The 23,270-nt window shown below is 64.5% G+C and carries 11 protein-coding genes; 9 read left to right on the plus strand and 2 right to left on the minus strand.

The features are described 5' to 3' along the window. Positions 1-3 precede the first annotated feature (3 nt). The 4 genes from H4W01_RS07225 to H4W01_RS07240 all read left to right on the plus strand — a co-directional run bounded on the left by H4W01_RS07225 (position 4) and on the right by H4W01_RS07240 (position 8,315). Positions 4-954, plus strand: a complete 951-nt coding sequence (locus H4W01_RS07225) for a FecR family protein (protein WP_209610473.1) — start codon at positions 4-6, stop codon at positions 952-954. Continuing rightward, the gene (locus H4W01_RS07230; RefSeq protein ID WP_209610474.1) at positions 938-3,424 is read left to right on the plus strand and encodes a TonB-dependent receptor; all 2,487 of its coding nucleotides are present in this window, start codon (positions 938-940) and stop codon (positions 3,422-3,424) included. The genes H4W01_RS07225 and H4W01_RS07230 overlap by 17 nt, the downstream gene beginning before the upstream one ends. A 258-nt stretch (positions 3,425-3,682) precedes the next feature. Beyond that, positions 3,683-5,254 (plus strand): peptide MFS transporter, encoded by a 1,572-nt coding sequence (locus tag H4W01_RS07235; RefSeq protein WP_443024794.1) that lies wholly within the window; start codon positions 3,683-3,685, stop codon positions 5,252-5,254. 142 nt (positions 5,255-5,396) lie between these two features. After that, the gene (locus H4W01_RS07240) at positions 5,397-8,315 is read left to right on the plus strand and encodes a TonB-dependent receptor (RefSeq protein ID WP_209610475.1); all 2,919 of its coding nucleotides are present in this window, start codon (positions 5,397-5,399) and stop codon (positions 8,313-8,315) included. Between the two features lie 227 nt (positions 8,316-8,542). Here H4W01_RS07240 and H4W01_RS07245 read toward each other — a convergent pair whose 3' ends face one another. Both H4W01_RS07245 and H4W01_RS07250 read right to left on the minus strand, forming a co-directional pair. Then, positions 8,543-11,275, minus strand: a complete 2,733-nt coding sequence (locus H4W01_RS07245; RefSeq protein WP_209610476.1) for a DUF5695 domain-containing protein — start codon at positions 11,273-11,275, stop codon at positions 8,543-8,545. Between the two features lie 8 nt (positions 11,276-11,283). Beyond that, positions 11,284-13,647, minus strand: a complete 2,364-nt coding sequence (locus H4W01_RS07250) for a S9 family peptidase (RefSeq protein WP_209610477.1) — start codon at positions 13,645-13,647, stop codon at positions 11,284-11,286. 185 nt (positions 13,648-13,832) lie between these two features. Here H4W01_RS07250 and H4W01_RS07255 point away from each other — a divergent pair, with 185 nt between their 5' ends. Genes H4W01_RS07255 through H4W01_RS07275 form a run of 5 tightly spaced genes read left to right on the plus strand, consistent with a single transcriptional unit; the run spans position 13,833 to position 23,263 of the window. Further along, positions 13,833-16,202: a beta-L-arabinofuranosidase domain-containing protein gene (locus H4W01_RS07255; RefSeq protein ID WP_209610478.1), complete on the plus strand. Its 2,370-nt coding sequence runs from the start codon at positions 13,833-13,835 to the stop codon at positions 16,200-16,202. Further along, on the plus strand, positions 16,199-17,233 hold the full coding sequence (locus tag H4W01_RS07260) for an Ldh family oxidoreductase (RefSeq protein WP_209610479.1): 1,035 nt from the start codon (positions 16,199-16,201) through the stop codon (positions 17,231-17,233). Before H4W01_RS07255 ends, H4W01_RS07260 begins: the two co-directional genes overlap by 4 nt. Beyond that, positions 17,230-19,008 carry a DUF885 domain-containing protein gene (locus tag H4W01_RS07265; RefSeq protein WP_334685187.1) on the plus strand — a complete coding sequence of 593 codons (1,779 nt, stop codon included), beginning with the start codon at positions 17,230-17,232 and terminating at the stop codon, positions 19,006-19,008. Before H4W01_RS07260 ends, H4W01_RS07265 begins: the two co-directional genes overlap by 4 nt. 2 nt (positions 19,009-19,010) lie before the next feature. Beyond that, complete coding sequence (locus tag H4W01_RS07270) at positions 19,011-20,558, plus strand: family 43 glycosylhydrolase (protein ID WP_334685188.1); 1,548 nt, start codon at positions 19,011-19,013, stop codon at positions 20,556-20,558. Further along, a complete protein-coding gene (locus H4W01_RS07275) occupies positions 20,555-23,263 on the plus strand; it encodes a DUF5695 domain-containing protein (RefSeq protein WP_209610481.1) in 2,709 nt (902 codons plus the stop codon). Before H4W01_RS07270 ends, H4W01_RS07275 begins: the two co-directional genes overlap by 4 nt. The last annotated feature ends 7 nt before the right edge of the window (positions 23,264-23,270 follow it).

Genomic DNA, 23,270 nt, shown 5'->3' on the forward strand with positions numbered 1-23,270 from the left:
GTAATGGACGCACCGGGGGTCATCGCTGATGTTGCGCGCGGCTGGGCAATCCGCGTCAGCGATCCCGCGTTTAGCGACTGGGACGGTCTGACGGATTGGCTCGCCGAGGACCCTGCGCATGTCGTGGCGTACAATGAAGCGATCGACGACGAGGCGTGGGCGGACTCGTTGTTCGCGTCGCCGCAACCGCGCCCGATCGCATTTGCCCGGGTCGCGCAGGACAGGCGAACGCGCGCGCGCCTGCTGCGTCGGGGTGGCGGTGCGCTTGCGGTCGCGGTCGCGCTGCTCGCGGGCGTGGGTGGCTGGCTCACGCTCGGCGGCAACGGGCAGGATGTCACAACCGCCGCCGGAGAGCGCCGAACGCTCGCGCTTGCGGACGGATCGAGCGTCGTGTTGAACGGCGCGACCCATATCAAGATCGGCACGCGCGAAGCCGAGTTGCTCGGCGGTGAGGCGCTGTTCCAGATCAGGCATGATGCGGCGCACCCCTTCGTCGTTCGCGCCGGCGCGGCGCGGTTGGTCGATGCCGGCACGGTGTTCAACGTGATCGCGGCGGGCGCGGCGCTCGACGTAGCGGTCGCGCAGGGCGCGGTGCTGTACCATGCGGGCGCACGCGACATCCGACTGGACGCCGGCAAAGCCCTGTCGAGCGCCGCCGACGGCGCTGAACCGGTGCTGCGCGCCACCGACCCCGAGACGGTGGGATCGTGGAATGCGGGCTTCCTGCACTATACCGCCGCGCCGCTCGCTCAGATCGCGACCGATCTGGCGCGCAACCTCGGCGAACCGGTGCGGGTCGGGGAAGACGCGAGAGCGCAGCGCTTCACGGGTACACTGGCGATCACGGGGACGCCCGACGCGGTGCTGGCGAAGACCGGGCCGCTGCTCGGCGTGCGCTTCGTCAAGGATGGCGTAGGCTGGAGGATGGTTTCCCGCGATGGCACCGCTCGCTAGGCTCCTGCCGTTCAGCGCAGTGCTCGTCGCCGTTCCTGCCTCCGCGCAGAGCGCGGCGAGCGACATACGCGTGTCGGCCGGGCCGCTTGCCGCTTCGATCCGTGTGCTGGGCCAGCAGGCCCATGTCAGCATTGGCTTTCGCGACATGCGGCTGGCCACGCTGAAGGCGCATGCGGTGCGGGGCCATTTCACCCCCGCCGAGGCGCTGTCGCGGATGCTGCTCGACACCGGTGCCTGGGCGCGACAGGTCGCGCCGGACAGCTTCTCGATCGAGCCTGCGACCTCCGCGCCGCCTCGCAGATTGGCCACGGAACGCCGGCGCCCGGCCAAGCCCTCGCCCCCGTCCCCTGACGCTCCCGACGAGGACATCGTCGTGACCGCCACCAAGCGCGCGATCCCGCTCGCCAGCTATCCCGGCGGCGCGCAGGTGGTCGACGGCCGCGCGCTGAGCATCGCCGAGAGCGCACGCGGTTCGGACGCGATCGAGATGCGCGCGGCCAGCGTCAGTTCGACGCATCTCGGGCCGGGGCGCAACAAATTGTTCATTCGCGGCATCGCCGATTCGAGCTTCGTCGGACCGACCCAGGCAACCGTCGGGCAATATTGGGGCAACAGCCGCATCACCTACAGCGCGCCGGACCCCAGCTTGCGCCTGTATGACGTGCGCAGCATCGAGGTGCTGGAGGGGCCGCAGGGCACGCTCTACGGAGCCGGTTCGCTCGGCGGGGTGGTGCGCGTGGTGCCGCGCGCGCCCGATCTGTACGATGCTTCCGGCCAGATCTGGGGTGGCGGGCAATGGGTCCAGCATGGCAGCCCCGGCATGGACGGCGGCGCGATCGTCAACGTGCCGCTGGTCGAGGGCAAGCTCGCGCTGCGCGCGTTGGCGTTCGGCAATTATGACGGCGGCTATATCGACGATGTCGAGCGCAAGCTCGACGACGTCAACAAGGTTCACACCGTCGGCGGCAGGGCGGCGCTGCGCTACGAGCCCGGCGGCGGCTGGTCGATCGACCTGACCGGGCTCGGCCAGCGCATCCATGGCGACGACAGCCAATATGCCGATCGCGGCGGATCCAACCTGACCCGCGCGAGCGCGATCGCGCAGCCCTTCCGCAATGATTATTGGCTGGTCGATCTCGTCGCGCGCAAGACGTGGGGACCGATCGAGCTGACCACGTCGCTCGGCTATTCGGGGCAACATGTGCTCGAAGTGTTCGAGGGCCCGACGCTCAACGATCCCGCGCTGCCGGACGTACAGCCGAAGGCGAATGCGGCAAGCGGTGCTTACAGCCAGGACAATCGGGTGAAGATGCTGACCGCCGAGACGCGGCTGGCGCGGCGCGGCGCGGACGGGACCGGCTGGGTGGTCGGACTGAGCGTGCTGCACAACACCGCGCTCGTCAAACGGGGGCTCGACGGCGACGATCACCTTGTCCAGTTCGCGCTGACCGGCGTGCGCAACCAGGTCGATGAAGTGACGCTCTATGGCGAGGGTACGGTCGAACTCATCGACCGGCTGACCTTGACTGCGGGCGGGCGGGCAACGCGCTCGACCCTGTCGGGTAAAGCCCAGGACGTGGCCGACGCGATCGCGCTGCGTTTCGATTCAAACGCGAGCAGCAGCCGGACCGAGACGCGCTTCCTGCCCTCGGTCGCGCTCGCGTATCGCGCCAATCGCGCCTGGACCGTGTTCGCGCGCTATCAGCAGGGTTTCCGCCCCGGCGGGATCGCGGTGCGGCAGAATTTCATTCAGCGTTTCAATGGCGATCGCGTCCAGACGGCAGAAGGCGGCGCGCGGCTGGGAACGCGCACGCTGGAGACAAGCCTGACCGCATCATGGTCGGACTGGCGCGATATCCAGGCGGACGTCATCGACGGTTTCGGCTTTCCAACCACGGTTAACATCGGCAACGGGCGCGTGCTGTCGATCGGCTGGAGTGCGAAATGGCACCCGACGTCGCACTTTTCGCTGGAAGGCGCGGTGTACTGGAATGACAGCCGCATCGTCAGCCCTTCCGCCAGCGCAGTGACGTTGGTTGCCAACAGCGCGATTACGCTGGCACCGGGTACGGGCACCCAGGCCGGGGGCACGGTCGCCCAGGTCGCCAGCACGATCGACCAGAGCCGGTTGCCCAACGTTGCCGATATAAGTGGACGGCTAGGTTTCACTTATATGACGCCGTTGCGCGCCGGAAATCGGTTCGAGGTAAACGGGTTTTCCCGCTACATCGGCAAATCGGTGCTCGGCATCGGGGGGATTCTGGGGCGTCCGCAGGGCAATTATGTGGATACCGGCGTGGATGCGCGGATCGGCAACGACCGGCGCGGCATCAGCCTGTCGCTCACCAACCTGCTCGACACGCGCGGCAATCGCTTCGCTTTGGGCTCACCGTTCCTGATCCGTACGCAGGATCAGATCACTCCGCTCCAACCGCGCAGCGTGCGGCTGGGTTTCGACCTGGCATTTTAAAGTCGGGTGGGATCAGCCTGATCTGTGCCCTGCATTCGGCCGGACTAAATGACGAATCGGGCGATGGCGGTAGGATCACGGCGCTCTTTGCAAGGGTCTGACGTCGCACGTTAAAAGATTGCATATAAAATACCGTATACCCTAGGGTGAGGGGTAGGATGTTGCGGAGAGTGCGATGGTTGGGAATACGCGGAAGGGTGAGCGACGCGACGAACAGGCGTTCGAGCGTTGCCCGCCTTTCGATGGCCGTCGTCAGGCATGACCTCCGTTGGAAATCGCTCCTCCACCGCTGACCTTAGCCGCTTTGGCGGGACGGACGCGCCCGGCGAGTCCAAGGTAATGCTCGGCCATCCACGTGGCCTCTTTGTCCTGTTTTTCGCCGAAATGTGGGAACGCTTTTCCTATTACGGCATGCGCGCCATCCTGATCTTTTATCTGACCAAACACTTTCTGTTCGCCAAGGATCATTCCTACGCCGTCTATGGGGCCTACACTTCGCTGGTCTATATAACCCCGGTCATCGGCGGCTATCTGGCTGATCGCTATCTCGGTGCGCGCAAGGCGGTGCTCGCGGGGGGCGTCTTCATTGTCACCGGCCACTTGCTGATCGCGCTGCTTGAAGGGCCGGTCGGGGCACAGGGCTTGTATCTGAACGGTTTCTATCTGGGGCTCGCCGCGATCGTGGTCGGAACGGGCTTTCTCAAGGCGAATGTGTCGGTTCTGGTCGGTGGGCTGTATGCGCGTGGAGATCGGCGTCGCGACGGCGCTTTCTCGATCTTCTATATGGGGATCAACCTCGGCGCGTGGATCGGGCCGATCGTGATCGGGATCCTCGGCGAGACGGTCGGCTGGAGTTATGGTTTCGGTGCGGCGGGCATCGGGATGTTGCTCGGGCTTGTCGCGTTCGTGCTGTTCGAAAAGGATCTTCGCGACACCGGCCGGCCGCCGCGCGAGCTGTGCGGCCCGCCCGTGTTCGCCTGGCTTTCGCACGAACCGCTGATCTATCTTGGGGGTATCGCAGCCGTCGGAGTCGTGTGGTGGCTGATCCGCTCGCAAGGAGCCGTCGGGATTCTGCTGATTGGCTTTGCGGGGCTGACGGTTGGCTATATCGTCTGGCGCTCGGTGTTCACCCTGCCACGGGTCGAGCGCGATCGGGTTTTTGCCGCGCTGTTTCTCGTCGCGCTAAGTCCACTCTTCTGGGCGTTGTTCGAACAGGCCGGATCCTCGCTCAACGTCTTCACCGATGAGCGCGTCGATCGGATGCTGTTCGGCTATCAGATTCCGGCGACGGTCTTTCAGTCGATCAACTCCGCTTTCATTATCGTGCTGGCACCGCTGTTTGGATGGGGATGGGGCCTGTTGGCGCGGCGGCGGCTCGAGCCCAACGTGCCGCTTAAGTTTGGGCTCGGGCTGATCCTGGTCGGGCTCGGTTTCCTGGTGCTGGTTGCCGGCGCGGCACCTCGCGGTGCGTTGACCCCCGCGCTGTTCATCGTGCTGGTCTATCTGTTCCATGCGATGGGCGAATTGTGCTTCTCGCCGATCGGCCTGTCGTCGATGACTCGATTGTCGGTTACGCGGATGACAGGCTTGATGATGGGAACGTGGTTCCTGGCGACGGCGGCGGGAAATTTCATCGCGGCCTTGATCGCCCAAGCGACCGGTGCCGCAGGCGCGGGGCCGGACACGATCCTGACTGTCTATACGAGAATCGGTGGATTTTCGATGGTCGTCGGTCTCGGCGTCATCGCGCTCAGCCCATTGGTCGTACGGCTGATGCACCTCGACACGATCGCGGACACGTCGGATTCGGGGGATTCCTTGGCGATTTAAGCCAAAAAAAGCATGCCCGTGGCGTGGCAGCACGAAGCGCAGATTTCCACTTGTATACTTTATATCGTATGTCATAACTCTGTCATGGGACGTGTGGCGAAAGGGCCAGGCGAAGGACCTTGAGGGGAAAATCGGCATGCGAATGAAAGTAGTTCTAACGCTCACCTGCTGCATGTCGGCGCTATCGGTCACGTGTCCCGTGGCGGCTTCCGCCGCCATCGCACCGTCGGCGGTCGCGCAAGACGCCGCTCCAGCCGCGCCGCTGAGCAAGGCCGAGCGGATCGCCGCTCGGCGTAAAGCGCGCGCAGAGCGCGAGGCCGCGCGCCGTCGCGGCAAAGCGGTGCAACAAGCCGTTGCCGCAGGTGCCGATTCGGCAACCTATAAAGGCGAAGGCGGCAACGACATCGTCGTCGTCGGCCTGCGCGCCAGCCTGAAGTCAGCGCGCGACCGCAAGCGCAATTCCAAGCAGATCGTCGATTCGGTCGATGCCGAGGACGCCGGCAAGCTGCCCGACAATAACGTACCGGAGGCGCTTGCGCGTGTTTCGGGCGTGCAGATCGACCGCGCACACGGCGAAGGCCAGAACGTCACGATCCGCGGCCTGGGCGATGTGCAGACGACGATCAATGGTTTCGAGGCGGCAAGCGCCGGGTCGCGTGCGCTCAATCTCGCGGACATTCCGGCCGAATTGCTGAAGTCGGTGCAGGTCTACAAGACCCGCAGCGCCGACCAGATCGAAGGCGGCATTGCCGGCACGGTGAACGTCGAACTCCGTCGCCCGCTCGATCTCAAGAAGGGGCTGACCGTCGCCGGGAGCTTTCGCGAGACCTTCTCCGATATCGGCAACACCAAGAGCCCCTATGCCAGCTTGTTGCTGGCCGACCGCTTCGACACGCCGATCGGCGAGATGGGCTTCCTGCTCAACGGCTCCTATACCAAGAACAATTACAATGAGAATTACGTCGCGGCAGAATCGCCGTTGCCGATCGGCATCTATGTCGGCAGCCCGGTCTATAACGCGCAGCCGGCGAGCCTGAAGAACACCATCATTCCCTACGCCGTAACCTATGGCGTCGAGTCGGGTTCGGTCGAGCGCCCGTCGCTCAATGCTTCGTGGCAATGGAAGGCGAACGACCATCTCGATTTCGTGCTCGAGGGGTCTTATTTCGGTGCGCGCGAGACAAATTATAGTGACTATCTGAAGGTGCAGACCAACGTCGACACCGGCGTTTATTCGGATATCGTGACCAATCCCGACGGCACGATCCGCTCGGTGACCTATTCGACGCCGTCCACCGGCGGGCTTCCGGGCGGTCCATTGAGCCTTTACCAGAAGCGCAAGACCGACGGCTACACCACCAACTTCGAGACCCACTGGCACAGCGACAAGGTCCAGATCAATTTCGGCGCACAGTATAATTGGTCGAAGACCTCGGTCTATTTTGTGCAACAGCAGTACCACTTTCCGGTCGGTACATCGGTGCATACCGACTTCAACTCCTCGAACGTTCCGGGCGGCGGTCCCTATGTGACCTTCCTCGGCACCGACGTGAGCAATCCCGCCAATTACAAGCTGTTCCAGGTGCATGATCAGAACGGCACCAACAGCGACACGATGTTTGCGACCAACCTCGATTTCACAGTCAAGACGAGCGACGAAGGCCTGCTGCGATCGTTCCAGTTCGGCACGCGCTTCACGAAACGGACCTCGGGATACGTCTATGGCTATCGCGATGCGTTCTTCAGCAATGTGACGACAGCGCCATCGCTTACGACGGTGGGAAGCAAGACCGGCATCGGAACGGTCGCAACGACCCCCGATATCAGTGGCGCGGGCCAAATCCCGACCTGGTATCATCTGAATGACGCCCAGTATTACAGCAACTTCACCGCCGTGCGGAATTACATCATCGCCAACGGCGCGGATCTGGCGGGATCGGACTGGACCAAGGCCGAGCCCGGCGCGACCGATCTCGGTTCGGGCTTTGCCGAAACCGAACGCACGTTTGCAGCGTACAGCCAGGGCAATTATGCCTTCAAGGCGGCGGGCATCCCGATCGATGGCACGTTCGGGCTTCGTTTCGTCAACACCTGGGGCACTGCGGCAAGCGCGCAGAATGCCTATCAACTGGGTGCTGACGGCAAGATCCTGAAGAATGCCAATGGTCAGGCCGTTTACAATACGGTCGTGACGAGCGTTGGCAGCAAGGGCAATTATATCGACTTGCTGCCAAGCGCCACCGGCGTTTTGCACTTCACGCCGACGCTGCAATTGCGCCTGTCGTACACGCATAACGTGCAGCGCCCGGATTTCTACTCGCTTCGCAACTTCCGGGAATTGCGCGATGCGATCGCGAGCCCGACTGGAACGGTCTATGCTGGCAATCCCGCGCTCAAGCCCGTCCAGGAAAACAACTACGACGCCTCGCTCGAATATTATTTCGGCAAAGGCGGTCTGGTGTCACTCGGCACCTTCCTGAAAAACCAGACCGGGTTTATCTATACCGTCCGAGCATCGGAGTACGTGCCCGAGGTCAACGCGATCCATCCGGTTGAGCAACCGCGTAATGCGGGGCCAGGTAAGACGTTCGGTCTCGAAGCGCAGGTGAATTCGTTCTTCGATTTCCTGCCCGGCTTCGCCAAGCACTTCGGCGTGAACGCGAACTTTACGTATATACCGGTGGCGACGCTGGATTTGGCGGGAGATATTCCCGATGTGCCGCATGGCCGCGACGCGCCGTTCACCTCCAAATATTCCGGGAACATCGCGTTATTGTATGACACCCCGGTGCTGAGCGGACGCCTCGCGTATAACTATCGTTCGTCATACAAAACCTATGCTGACTATGTTAACCCAGGTTATTCGGTCTATTCGGCAGATACGTCGCGCCTCGACGCCGCGATCAACGTTACGCCGGTCAAGTTCCTGACCTTGAGCGTCGAAGGAACGAACCTTCTGCACAACAATGTCAGGACCTATTTCGGTGCGTATAATGCCTTGCCGGTCGGCGCACGCCAGCAGGCACGGGTGATCCAGGCGGGTGCCAGGTTCCGTTTCTGATCCATGCTTTATAGGGTTGTCCGGAAGGGCCGCGACGTAAGTCGCGGCCCTTTTCGTATCGGCGGCGCGCTTGACGCGGGAGGAAGCAGGTGTGGCGTCAGAACCCCGTATCGGCTGAGCGAAATCGCGGCCGATGCACTTTGGCGGGGCATCACATCTGAAGTGCGCGCGTCAAAATGCCGGCGGGGCAGGGGCCCCGCCGGAATTCGCGTTCCTCTCATCCGGACTCAGTGCGGCGTGAGCGTGATGGTCGTTTGCGTGGCCGAGAGGGGAATGGTCCGGCCGCCGCGGGCATCGGTGCCCGCGTCGGTAGTATAAGCGCGGCCGCCTTTCGTGGTCGTCTCGATGAACAGACGGGCTGCGGGCGTGGTTGCGGTCGCCGGGTCGAGCGTCAGCGTGATCCTGCCAGTGGCCGGGGCGTAGGCGGCGCTGGCGATCTTGCCGGCCTCAAGCGTGATCCACGTCCCCGCAGGCGCGATGAACAGGCGTGCGCGGGCACCGTCCTTGGGCACGACGCTGACCGAGTCCGCCGCCTTGGTGAGATTGCCGCCATAAGCCAGCCAGCCAAAAGTCGGATCCTCGACCAGATAGGTCGCGGCGGCATAAGCGTGGCCGAAGAAGCCCATGCCATAATCGCCGGTATAAGGGTCCCACGCCATCCGGTCGGGCCAGCTATGGAACGCGGCCGATCCGAAGCCGTCGCGATCGATATTGGTGATCCCGCCCATCATCCCGCCATAAGCGACGCGCAGCAGGTGCGTGTCGGCGGGGTTGGCGCGATAGGCGTCGAACAGCGGGACGGCGTTGAGCGCCGAGCCATAATGGTGGATCTGCCGCTCGATCCGCGGATATTTGCCGCCGTAGAGGAAGTCCCAATAGCGCCGGGCATTGCCGTTATAGCCCCAGCTCGGAATTGTCGGATCGTAACCGAGGATTGCCTCGCGCGTGGTGTCGGCCTGCGGCTGATAGCCGAAATAGCGCATCCAGGCATAGACTTCGGGCTGGCCGGTCGAATCCCATGCCATCTCGCTGCCGAAGGGATATTGCAGCGTCTTCCAATGGTCGGCGCGGCCTTTCATCAGCGCTTCCATATTGGTCGCCTCGGCGGTCATCCCCTCGCGCTTCAGGTCCTTCAGGATATCGACGAACACGTCGCCCTCCATCAGGCCGAACTGCGTGTAATAGGGCGCATCGCGCATCATCGCGGTAACGGTGCCATAGGCATGGTCGAGATACCATTTCCAGTCGTGCGCGGTGACCAGTCCCGGATGGTTGCGCGCAAGGCGATAGAGCACCCAATGCCCGATCGCGACATGCGGATAATTGTACGCACGACCGAGATCGTCGGCATCCTTGTGCGACCAGGACGTCCAGTTCCGCCAGTTCTCGGTCGGGTCGTAATAGCCGGGATGTTCCTTCGGGTCGTAATAGAAGATGCTTTTCTTCACCGCGCCCGCATGGTCGCCGCTGGCGATTTGCAACGTGCCGACGACGGTTTCGTCGATTAGCGCCTCGAGCTTGCCGACCTCGGTCGCATCGGGGTTGTCGAGCTGCTTCATCATCGCCGCGACCCAGCTGCCAGCGCCGCCCTCGTCGCTCATCCCCGAAATCCACACGCGCGGTTCCTGCGTCAGGATCTTGCCCGCTTCCTTGTCGTAGGAGAGGATCGCGGGCGCGCGGTGGAACGGGTCGCTCTTGTCATCATACCATTGCTTGGTGGTGGTGAAGCGGCCGATATCGGCCATCACCTGATCGAGCGGCTTGGTAATGTCGTAGCTAACCGTCTGCACCGTGCCATCCGCATAGGTGATGCTGAGCCGTGCCGGACCCCAGCCACGCGCCTGCACGTCATAGCGCGCCCAGCCTTTGGCGGCGGCGGTCGGCGTGGCGATCAGGGCACCGGCCGGGAAGGATTCGACCTTGGCGACCTTGCTGTCATATTTCAGGAACAGCGCAGCGGTGAGATCGGTCGGCACGACATAGCCCGGAATGCCGACCGCGACCGGGCGGTGCTGCGCGGCGAGCGTGGTCTCGATGCCGCGAATATCGGGGGACTGCACGAAGCGCACGCCGACATCGCGGCGTTCGCCGGGGGCGAGCGTGATGCTGGTGGGCGCGTTCCATTGCGGCCCGGCCTTGCTCCATTCCTTGTCGGCATAGCCTTTTGACGCGATCGTCCAGTCGTAAAACCCTTCCGAGGTCTGGCTACGCTGGCTCTTCTCGGTGAAGGTCGTGCCCTTGGGCGCGGCGCGGTCCTGCGGGAGCGGGACATAGGCTTCGAGCGGGCTGTGCCCCTCGGGCAGGACGAGCAGGGCGGGGCCCTTGCCGCTCAGCCGGGTCACCTGAAGATACCCCGCATCGCGCCCGATATAGGGGTCGACGAAGCTCGCCTCGGCATGCGCCTGTTCGAGCGTGCGGTCATCGATGATGTTGTCGAACACCATCGGCAGACCAAGCACGCCGATCTCGACCGGGGTCTGCGACGTGTTGATCAGCGTGAAGCGCAGCACCGGCGCGCCGCCGACGGTGACCCAGCGCCGCTCGACCCGGAGCGGAATGCCGTCGCCCATCGACGCGGTGATGTCCGCCGCGGCGAGCGTTACGCCGCGCGCGGGCAGGGGCGTGATCGCCTTGCGCTGGTGCGCGGAGGCGAAATCGCGCCATTCGCCACCGGGCGTGCGCAGCCGCACGTCGATGTCGCCGACATGGTTGTAGCCATCGCCTTGCCGCTCCGGCTCGCGCTTGCCCGGGACGAAGTCAAAGCCAGGCTCGGCGAGCGGCGATAGGCCAGCCAGCGTCTGCGTGTCGGTGCGCAGGAGCAGTTGGAAGCTGCCGACGCGGAACGCCGTTGTGGCGATCGGTCGATAGACCGGCTTGGCCGGTTGCGCTTCCTGTGCGCCGACCGTGACGGGCATCGATGCGGCAAGCGCCAACAGCGATACGTTGAGCAAACGGGGCATTGCGGATCTCACTGTTTGGCCGATGGGGCAGGCTTGGACGGATCTTCAAACGCGGCGTCGGCAGGCGGCGCTTCGTCGAGCAGGTTGCGCACGAAATAGTCGCGGAACTTGCGGTAGAAGAACGGCTGCGAAACGCGGTGCGTGGTGTTGGGCAGCACGACCATGTCGAAGCTGCGATGCGCCTGGATCAGCGCGTTGCCGAGCCGGAAACTCTCGGTGATCGGCACATTGTCGTCGATATCGCCATGGATCAGCAACAATTTGCCCTTGAGGTTGCCCGCGACCGACATGTTGGAGTTGCGATCCCACACCGCCGGGTCAGGATTGCCCATCGTCACTTCGGGCCACCAGGCTTTGTCGAGCCGCAGATCGTGATTGCCCGACGATGAAACCGCGACCTTGAAGAAATCGGGCCGCCGGAGGATGAAGCGCGCCGCGTCATACCCCCCGGCCGAGCCGCCATAGACGCCGACGCGCGTCGTATCGATATAGGGATAGCGCGCCGCCATCTGGCGGATCATCGCGATATGATCGTCGAGGCCGACTTCGCCCAGATTCTGGTACGCCGGCAAGCGGAACGCCTGACCGCGTTGCGACGTGCCGGTCGCATCGATCACCACGACGATCGCCCCGAGTTGCGCGACGCTGCCGGGGCCGTTCAGCAATGCGTCGCCAAACGCGCTCGGCACGACGTGCATCGTCGGGCCGGTATAGACATTGTCGATGATCGGATAGCGCCGCGTCGGATCGAAATGCGCCGGGCGATAGATCATCCCATAAAGCGGCGTTTTGCCGTCGGCGGCGAGCCCCCGGAACGGCTCGGGCATGGTGAAACCGGTCGCGATGAGCGCTGACGCGTCGGCATGGCCGAGCTCGTACAGAATGTGCCCGTCGCTGGTGTCGCGCACGACGGTGCGCGTCGGGACGGTCGGGCTCGACATTGCGTCGATCACGAACCGGCCATCGTCGGAGACGCGCAGATCATGCTCAAGCGGCTCGGGCGTCAGCAGGACGGGCTGGCTGCCGTCGAGCGTCACGCGGTATAGCGCGTGATAATAGGGGTTGCGGTCGGCTTCGCGGCCGACGCCGGTGAGCAGGATCGAGCGCTTCGCGCCATCGACATAATTGACCGACGTGACCTCCCAATTGCCCTTGGTCAGGGGTATGCCGCCATTGGGATCGTCAGGACGCACCAGGTAAAGCTGCGCCCATCCGGTGCGTTCCGACACGTCGAGCTCGCCGCCCAATTCGGGGGCTGGTTGCAGAAAGCTCGATGTCACGGTGACCAGCGGCTTCATCGCTTCGCGCGCGGTGACCGTCGACGCGCCGGTGACCGGGTCGGACATGTAGACGACGATCTGGCCGTAGCCGCGCTCGACCCATTGCGAGCGGACCTTGCCCGCCGACCAGCTCAGATCGGGATCGGCCGGATAGAGCAGCGATTCGCTCGGGACTTGGAGGGGCACGATCTTCGCCTTGCGATGCTTCACCGCATCCTCGACGTCGATCACCAGTCGGCTGGCTTGCGGCAATTTCGCCGCACCCGCGAGCGGGTAAACGTAGGAGAAACTGCGCGGATAAAAGGCCCCCGGCGGCGTTTCCTGCGTCATCGTCAGGCGCTGCACATCGGTCGTATCGAGCCGCCAGGTGAGGATGCGCTTGCTGTCGGGCGACCACCGCACCGACACCGGCAGCACGGGATCTTCGGTGCCTTGCTTCAGGATTTCCCCCAGTTCGGCGATGCCGCGACCATAGGGTTTGTCGCGCGTGCCGTCGGTGGTGAGCGCGACCCGGCGTTGGGTCTTGAGGTCGACCGCGACCAAATTGTGATCCTCCGCCACGATGCGGAAGCGGCCGTCGGGCGAAACCGCATCGTCGCCCTTGGGCGAGTCCTTGGCGGCCTCGGTCAGCGCGCCATCCTTGAGCGTCCAACGCTTGCCCAACGCGCCGAAACTGAGCACGCCTGTCGCCGGGTCATAGTCCGGCGCGTCCAGATAAAGGCCACTCGGTGGGCCCGATTTGCCGGTCGCGTTGGAAACAAGCTGCGCCAGCGCGGCCTCGTTGACGACCGTACGTGCCTCGCGCGTTGCGAAATCGAGGAACAGGATATCGCGGGCGTCAGTCGGGCCGCGCCGGAACAGCACGCCATTGCCGTTATTGATGAAGTGCGCGTCGAGATTCTGATCGACGATCAGCTTGCGCATGGCATCACCAAGGTAGCGGTCGGCCAGTTGGTAGCGCTGCTCTATCGTCGGCAAAGGCGCGGGATTTGCGCGAGCCGCGATCGGTGCCAGCGCTACGCCGGTCAGCAGCGCTAGGTGCACAATGCGACGGCGATGAATGCGTAGCGATGATAGACTGAGAGCAGGCACGGCGATCCCCTTTTGCCGCACGATACAGCAGGCATGTCCGCGCGCGTCAATAATATTATACGGTATATGATCGGAAGCTGGGGATCGGAATCATTCCGCCGATCCGCCAGGGGTGTCGCGCGTTCTGCGATTGACCTTACCTTCCAAATGGTCTTAATCGTATACCGTATTATAAGGGAGTGATCATGCAGGGCACGCGTCGCGAAGTGATGGCCGGAGCAAGCGCCTTGGCGCTGCTGGCGGGGCCAACCGCAGGGTTTGCTGCCCTCGCCGCAGTTTTGCCGCGCCGGGCCACGCCGTTTCCTTTGTCGGCGGTGCGCTTACGCCCATCCGATTACGCGACCGCCGTCGAGGTCAACCGCGCCTATCTGTTGCGCCTCAGCGCCGATCGGCTGCTGCACAATTTCCGTGCCTATGCCGGGCTCAAGCCCAAGGGTGAGGTCTATGGCGGCTGGGAGAGCGATACCATCGCCGGTCACACGCTCGGCCATTATATGTCGGCACTGGTGCTGCTGCACGAACAGACTGGTGACGCGCAGGCGAAGGTGCGCGCCGACTATATCGTCGATGAGCTGGCGGACGCGCAGGCGGCGCGCGGCAACGGCTATATCGGCGCGATGCAGCGCAAGCGGAAAGACGGCACGGTTGTCGATGCGATCGAAATCTTTCCGGAGATCATCAAGGGCGATATCCGCTCGGGCGGGTTCGATCTCAACGGTGCCTGGTCGCCTTTCTATACGGTGCATAAGCTGTTCGCCGGGCTGCTCGACATCCACGCGAGCTGGGGCAACGCCAAGGCGCTGTCGGTCGCGATAGCCTTTGCCGGGTATTTCGAGCCGGTGTTCGCCGCGCTCGACGACGCGCAGATGCAAACCATGCTCGGCACCGAATATGGCGGGCTCAACGAGAGTTTTGCAGAACTGTTCGCGCGGACCAAGGATCGCAAGTGGCTGGCGATCGCCGAGCGCCTGTACGATCGCAAGGTGCTCGACCCGCTGACCGCGGGGCAGGACAAGCTCGCCAACTTTCACGCCAACACCCAAGTGCCCAAGCTGATTGGCCTGGCGCGGATCCACGAATTGACCGGCGAACCGGCAAAGGCCGCAGCACCGCGCTTCTTCTGGCAGGCGGTGACGCAACATCACAGCTATGTGATCGGCGGCAATGCCGACCGCGAATATTTCTCCGAACCCGACAGCATCAGCCGCCACATTACCGAACAGACCTGCGAGCATTGCAACACCTACAACATGCTCAAGCTGACGCGGCAGCTCTATAGCTGGCAGCCCGACGGCGCGCTGTTCGACTATTACGAGCGCGCGCATCTCAACCATGTGATGGCGGCGCAGGACCCCAAGACTGCGGGCTTTACCTATATGACGCCGCTGCTGACCGGGGCGGTGCGCGGATATTCGACGTCTGCGGACGACGCCTTCTGGTGCTGCGTCGGAACCGGCATGGAAAGCCATGCCAAGCATGGCGAGTCGATCTTCTGGGAAGGCGAGGGGGCCCTGTTGGTGAACCTCTATATCCCCGCCGACGCGACGTGGCGCGCGCGCGGCGCGACGCTGACGCTCGACACGCGCTATCCGTTCGAGCCAATCTCGACGCTGACGCTCACCCAGCTCGCCCGCCCGGGTCGCTTCGCGATCGCGCTGCGCGTGCCCGGCTGGGCTGCGGGCAAAGCGGTGGTGCGCGTCAACGGCCAGCCGGTCACGCCGAGCTTCGCGAGCGGCTATGCGATCGTCGAGCGGCGCTGGAAAGCGGGGGATAGCGTCGCGATCACGCTGCCGCTCGAGCTGCGGATCGAGGCGACGCCGGGCGACGACCGGACGGTCGCGATCCTGCGCGGGCCGATGGTGCTCGCCGCCGATCTCGGCACGACCGAGGGGGACTGGACGTCTCCCGATCCGGCGCTGGTCGGCACCGACCTGCTCGCCAGCTTCCGACCGAGCGCAACGCCGGCGCGCTACACCACCAGTGGCGTCGTGCGGCCGGGTGACCTCAGTTTCGTGCCGTTCTACAAGCAATATGAGCGCCGCAGTGCGGTCTATTTCAAGCGCTTCTCGGAGGGCGAATGGAAGACCGAGCAAGCCGCCTTCGTTGCCGAGCAAGCACGGCTCAAGGACATTGCCGCGCGATCGGTCGACGTCGTCCATCTCGGCGAGATGCAGCCCGAGCATGATCATGGCCTGACCTCGGAGCTGTCCTTCCCGACCAGCTATCGCAACCGCAACGGGCGCGATGCGCGCTCGGGCGGCTTCTTCGAATTCACGATGAAGGCAAAGCCCGGGCCGCTCGTGCTGCAGGCGACCTATTGGGGCGAGGAGCGCGGGCGCGATTTCGACATTCTGGTCGATAATGTGAAGATAGCGACGCAACGTCTTAGCGGCGATGTGCCGGGCAAGTTCATCGATATCGAATATCCGCTGCCCCCGGCGCTGACCGACAAGAAAAGCGAGCTCAAGGTTCGCTTCGTACCGCACGATCGCAGCTCGGCGGGGCCGGTGTTCGGCGTGGTGCTGTTCACGGCCAAGCCCGGCACCGCCAAATGACCATCGCGACCGCGCCAGTCTCGGTGCGTATGACGCTGGCGGAGGTCCGTGCGCTCGCCCGGCGCGTGCTGCTTCAGGTCGGGCTGTCGGGCGATCATGCGCACGCGGTCGCCGAGACGATGGTGGCGGGGGAGCGTGACGGTTGTACCTCGCACGGACTGTACCGCCTGCTCGTCGCCGCCAAGAGCGTCCGTGCCGGCACGGTGGTGCCCGACGCGATGCCGCTCCTGTCGGAGCCGGCCCGCGCGCTCGTGCGGGTCGATGGCGGTGGCGGTTTTGCGCAATTGGCGTTCGAAACGGGCCGCGCAATGCTTGTCGAAAAGGCACGGCGTTATGGCATTGCCGCGCTGGCGCTTAATCACGTCGTGCATTTCGCGGCACTCTGGCCCGAGGTCGAATGGCTGGCAGGTGAGGGCCTGGTCGCGCTCGCCTTCACGCCGAGCCATGCCTGGGTCGCGCCTGCCGGTGGGACGCAGCCGGTATTCGGCACCAATCCGATCGCTTTTGGCTGGCCGCGACCGGGTCGGCTGCCGTTCGTCTTTGATCTGGCGACCAGTGCCGTCGCGCGCGGCGAAATCGAGCTGCATCGTCGCGCCGGTAAGCCGGTGCCTGACGATTGGGGGTATGACGCCGCAGGCCAGGCGACGACCGACGCCGAGGCCGTGCTCGCGGGCGCGATGCGCACCTTTGGCGGGCATAAAGGGTCGGCGCTGGCGGCGATGGTCGAGCTGATCGCGGGGCCGCTGATCGGCGACATGACCAGCGCGGAGTCGCTCGCCGCTGACGGCGGCGCGGGTGGATCGCCGCTCGGCGGTGAATTGATCGTGGCGATCGACCCGGCTGGCTTTCTCGGCGATCAGGTCGAGGCGCACCTTGCGCGGGCGGAGGGCATGTTTGCCGCGATCGAGGGGCAGGGCGCGCGCTTGCCGTCGCAACGCCGCTACGCAGCGCGCGCGCAGAGCATGGCGCACGGCGTCGAGATTCCGGCGGCGTTGCTCGCCGATATCGATGCCCTGGTGGCAGGAGAATGAAGATGCGGCATGGCTGGTTACTTCTTGCGCTCCTTGGCACAGCGATGCCGATGGTGGCCGACGCGGCACCGCGCAAGACGGCGGGCCGCGCCGTCTCCGCCGACGATCGGCTGAAAGCGATCTATACCGCTGAATATGCCTGGCGGCAGAAGATGCAGGGGCCCGACGAGAACAGCCCGCCCGAAACCCAGGCCCATTTGCCCGATGTGGGCCCGAAGGCGCAGGCGGCAAAACTCGCGCGTTGGACCGAGACCGAGCGCCTGCTCGCCGCGATCCCGTTGGCGCAGTTATCGAGAAAGGCAAAGGTCGATTACGCGGTCTATAAGGGGCAGATCGACGCACTGCTCGCCGAACAGACCTATCGCGATTACGAAAAGCCGCTCAATTCCGACACCAGTTTCTGGGGCGATGTCGCCGAGGCAGCGCGCCGGAGTTTTCACAACGAGGCCGACTACCGCGCCTATATCGCGACCTTGCGCGAGCTGCCCGGTTATTTCGACGCGCAGATCGCCAATATGCGAGCGGGTCTAAAACGCGGGTTCACGCCCCCCCAAGTAACGCTGCAGGGCCGCGACATTGGCGTGGCGCAAGTCGCCGAAGCCAAGTCGCTCGCCGACAACCCGCTTTATGCGCCCTTCATGACCTTCCCTGCGTCGATCCCGGCCGCGACCCAGGCCGCGCTGCGCAAAGACGGCGCGGCGGCGATCGCCGAGGCAGCGGTGCCGGCGCATGCCAAGCTGCTCGCTTTCCTGCGGACGGACTATATTCCGGGCGCACGCAAGACGCTGGCGGCATATGATCTGCCCGACGGCAAGGCCTATTATCGCTCGAAAATCCGCGAGTTCGTGACGCTCGACATGAGCCCCGACGCGATCCACGCGATTGGGGTGGCCGAGGTCGCCAAGATCCATGCGCAGATGCTCGACGTGCTGCACCAGGTGAAGTTCGATGGCGATCTGCCCGCCTTCCTGCATTATCTCCGCACCGATCCGCGCTTCTACCCCAAGACGGCGCAGGATTTGCTCAACCGTGCCGCCTGGATCGCCAAGACCTTCGATGGCAAGGCAAGCGACTGGTTCGGGCATCTGCCGCGCAGCCGTTTCGCGATCAAGCCGGTGCCGGCCGACCTCGCGCCCTTCTACACCGGCGGGCGTGGTGGCCCCGGCATCTATCTGGTCAACACCTGGAACCTGCCCTCGCGGCCCTATTATCAGATGGTCGCGCTCACGCTGCATGAATCGGCACCGGGCCACGCGATGCAGATGCCGCTTGCCGCCGAAAATACCGGGCTGCCGCAATTCCGCCGCGACGCCTATCTCTCGGCCTATGGCGAGGGCTGGGCGCTGTATTGCGAGCAGCTTGGTGACGATATGGGGATGTATGACGATCCCTATGATCGTTTTGGTATGCTCAGCTACCAGATGTGGCGCGCGGCGCGGCTGGTCGTCGATACGGGGATCCATACGCAAGGCTGGTCGCGCGAGCGTGCGCAGCAGTTCTTGCACGACAATACCGCGCTGTCCGATCACGAAATCGAAACCGAGGTCGATCGCTACATCGCCTGGCCGGGGCAAGCGCTGAGCTATTACATGGGCGAGCTCGCATTTCGCAAAGCGCGTGCGCGTGCCGAGCAGGCACTGGGCCCCAAGTTCAATGTGCGCGCGTGGCACGACGCGATGCTCGAGCTCGGCTCGGTGCCGCTCCCGGTGCTCGACGCGCGGACCGATCAACTGATCAAGGATGGCGGCAAAGGCCCCTATCCCGAAACGGAATGACGATGCGACGCTCCATCCTCGCCCTTGTCTTGCTGACAACGACCCCGCTCGCCGCACAGGAGACGATCCACAGCAACGGCAATCCGATCCTCGCCGACGGTCGCTCTTATTCGACCGACCCGGCACCGGTCGTGATCGGCGATACTTTGTGGATCCTCGCCGGGCGCGACGAGGCTCCGCCGGGCGTCAATGATTTCATCATGAACGAGTGGCAGCTGCTCGCCACCAAAGACCCGGCCAAAGGCGACTGGACGCACTATCCGGCGATCGCGCGGCCCGAAAGCGTGTTCAAATGGGCCGAGCCCGGGCACGCTTATGCCGGCCAGATCGTGCCTGGGCCCGATGGCAAATTCTACATGTATGCGCCCGTGTCGGAGGCGAAGAGCGATGCCCCCGACCGCTTCGCGATTGGCGTCGCGGTTGCCGATACTCCGGTGGGCCCATGGCGCGATGCGCATCGGTCGGGACCGATCATCTCGCAGCGCGTACCCGAGCGCAACACGATCCAGAATATCGATCCGACCGTGATGATCGACGATGATGGCACGCCGTACATCTATTGGGGCACGTTCGGGCAGTTGCGCGGGATGGCGCTCGCACACGACATGATGACGCCGATGGGCCGCGAAATCCGGGTCGACGGGCTGAAGGGCTTCTTCGAAGCGCCGTGGCTGATGAAGCGCAAGGGCGTCTATTACATGCTCTACGCCGGCAACGCTGCAGGGCCGACGAGCGACTGCACGCCGGCGGTCTATCATGCCTGCATCGCTTACGGCACCGCAAGCTCGCCGCTCGGGCCGTGGACCTATCGCGGGGTGATTTTGAAGCCCGTGTCTTCGACCACGTCGCATTCGGGGGCGGTCGAGTTCAAGGGCCAATGGTATCTGGCCTATCATACCGCCGACGCGGTCGGCGGCGGGCATTTCCGGCGCAGCGTGGCACTCGACAGAATCGAATGGGACGATAGCGTGACCCCGGCGCGAATTCGCCCGGTCGTGCCGACGCGGTCGCCACAGCCGACGCCGGCACCGACGCGCAACGTCGCCGGTTCGGCCACGGCGTTCGCTTCGAACGCCCCGGTGCCGGTGCAATATTGGATCAAGGCGCTCAATGACGGTATGCGTCGCGAGGCACCCTTGCCGCCCGACATGTGGGGCACTTGGCGCGGTGCCGACAATCCGGCGCATCCGTGGATCGAATATCGCTGGGCCAAACCGGTGACGCTCAATGGCTCGCGCATCTGGTTCTGGGGGGATCATCCGGCCGGGGCGGGCGAAGGCGTTGCGCCGCCTGCGCGCTGGCGGATCGATTATTGGGACGGAAGCTGGAAGCCGGTGCCGCAACCGAGCGGCTATGGCACCGCGGTCGATGCGGCACAGGAGACGCGCTTCGCCGCAATCACCACGCGCTGCCTGCGCGCGACCTTCGATGCTTCGCAGGCGGGCGGTGCCACCGCCGGGGTTGCGGTAACCGAATGGGAGGTGCTCGCGCCTACGCCGCAACGGCCGACCGCCGCACCTGTCGCCGCGTCGGAGCCTTGCGGCTCATGACGGCGCTTAGCCGTCGCGCTTTGCTCTTTTCGGCGGTCGCGGTGGGCGCGCTCCGCCTCGCCCCGGCGGCGTGGGCGATGGAGACGCCGCAACGGCGGGTGGCGCGCACCATCCAGGGGCGCGCGTCGCGCTTCGTCGTCGGGACCGACGCGACCGGCATAACCAGCCTGTCCGTCCGCGATGATCCTTTCCCAACCGATTATGTCTATCCCGGCGTAGCGCTCGGCACCGCGCGCATCGCGTGGCGGCGCGGCGCGGGGGACTGGGAGCGCTTCGACAGCGCGCGCGCCATCGCGGTACGCACGGTAGAAACAGCCGCAGGCAGGGTGGCGAGCTATGCCATCGCCGACGCGCTGGACCTGCAGCTTGAGCAGCGTCTCGAAGGGGCGGATCTGGTGTGGCGCATCACGCTGTACAATGTGTCCGCCGTGCGCGTCGAGATCGGCGATCTGATGCTGCCGCTGCCGATGAACAACATCGCCGGCGCGGTGAAGGACGACGGCAACGCCGTGTTGAAGCACAGCTTCGTCTCGGGGCATGGCTCGCATCTGTTCTGGATGCGGCGCAACAGCGTCGGGCCCTATCTGCTGCTGATGCCCGAGCGCGACACCCAGCTCGAATATTGGGACATGGCCGCGGCCGAGAACCATGATGACGGCTATGGCGTCTACATTCACGCCGCAGCAGCTGCTGCCGAAAGCGCCGCCAAGGGAACGCGCTGGCGCATCCCCGTCACCAACCTGATGATCGCGCCAGGCGAGCGGCGCCGCTACGCCCTGCGCTTCAGCCTGGTCGCGGACTATGCCGCCGCGCGGGACGCGATCGCCGCTGCGGGCGGGATCGATGTTGAAGTCGTGCCCGGCATGACCGTCCCGAGCGACTTGTTCGTGACGCTGGCGTTGCGTTCGTCCGACCCGATCCACGGGATCGCTGCCGAGCATCCCGCTGCAACGCAGATCGAGCCGCTCGGGGAGCGGGCGGGGCGGCAATTATACCGAGTCCGCTTTGGCCGTCTCGGCGAGAATCGCCTCACGATCCGCCACGGTGACGCTCGCGTCACCTATCTCGAATTCTTCGCGACCGAGCCCGTCGAGACGCTGATCGCCAAGCGCGGCGCGTTTATTGCCGCCCACCAGCACCGCGATCCGACGAAATGGTATCGGGGGCTGCTAGGTGAGTGGAACATGCAGAGCCAGACGCTGCTTGGGCCCGACACTTATGATCGGATCAAGGGCTGGCGCATCTATGAAGTGACCTGCGACGATCCGGGGCTAAGCAAGCCCGCTTTCCTCGCCGCCAAGAATGCCGAGCACCCGGTCCAGGCCGAAATCACCGCGCTCGACGACTATATCGAGCACTTCGTCTGGGGTGGGCTGCAGCGCAGCACCGCCGAGACCTATCCCTATGCGATCTATGGCATTCCCGACTGGAAACAGAATCGCGACAGTGCCGATCCTGGCACCAAGGGGAAGCTGCACATCTGGCGGGTCTACGATTACCCGCACATCATCCTGCTTTACCTTTCGCTGTATCGGATCGCGACCGACCACCCCGGGGTCGCGACGCGGCTGGACGCGAAGGCCTATCTCGAACGCGCGTTCGGCACGGCGCGGGCGATGTTCACTATTCCCAAAGCGCTGGCGAACTGGTCGGCCTATGAAACGGGCTTCTACAATGAATGCGTCCTCCCGGAGCTGATCGTCGCGCTGGACGCCGCCGGTCGATCCAAGCAGGCGCAGGAGCTGCGCGACTTTTGGGAAACGAAGGTGCGCTTCTTCGTCACCGATCGGCCCGATCTGTTCGGTTCCGAATATGCCTTCGATTCGACCGGCTTCGAATCGACCCAGGCGATCGTGCGGTATGCGCTCGACCATCCGGTCGCGGGCGTTTCGCGCGAAGCGGTCGCGGCGTTCAGCGCTCGGCAAATGGCGGCCAATCTGTTTTGCCGTGGCTGGCTCGAACCGGCTTATTATCTGCTGGGCAGCGATTATCGCGGGTCGGGCGGCAATGCCTATACGCTCAGCTACATGGCGCAAATGGGCGGCTGGGCGGTGCTCGACCACGCGCTTGGCGATCCTGCCGATCCGCATCCTCTGCTTCGGCTCGGCTATGCGTCGTTTCTCAGCAGTTGGGCCTTGCTCAACAGCGGTACTGCGGAGACCGATTACGGTTATTGGTATCCGGGCAAGGCCAATGACGGTGCGGCGGCAGGCGGGTTTGAGCCGGCCCCGACCGGGCTGACCTGGCTCGACCAGCCGCATCATCGCAGCGCATGGTATTATGCCTGCGAAATCGATCTCGGCTTTTGCGGTGCGCTACGCAGCGCGGCGACGATCGTCGCCGATGATCCGATCTTCGGGCGGATCGCTTATGGCGGCACCCTGCGCGAGGACGATCAGACGATCGCGGTCGTACCGCGCGATGGCGTGCGGCGGCGGTTCCACGCGCGCTGGGCCGGCGGGACGGTCGATCTCACCTTGCACGCCGGGCGCTTTGCCGCCGAGCGCGAGATCACGCTGGCGCATGACGGGTCCGGCGTCGAATTCCGTGTCGAATACGGTGCGGCACCGGTCACGCTCGATCTTGGCGCGGGACGGTGGCGGGTCGCGATCGACGGTGCAATCCTTACCGAGGCTGGCGGCGCGATCCCGCTTGCGGTGCGCGGTCCTTCGCCCGCTGCGGTTAAGCTGACTCGCCTCGCCTGAGCCGACA

The organism is Sphingomonas sp. PL20 (assembly GCF_017875905.1).
In the GTDB taxonomy this organism is placed as follows: Bacteria; Pseudomonadota; Alphaproteobacteria; order Sphingomonadales; family Sphingomonadaceae; genus Sphingomonas; species Sphingomonas echinoides.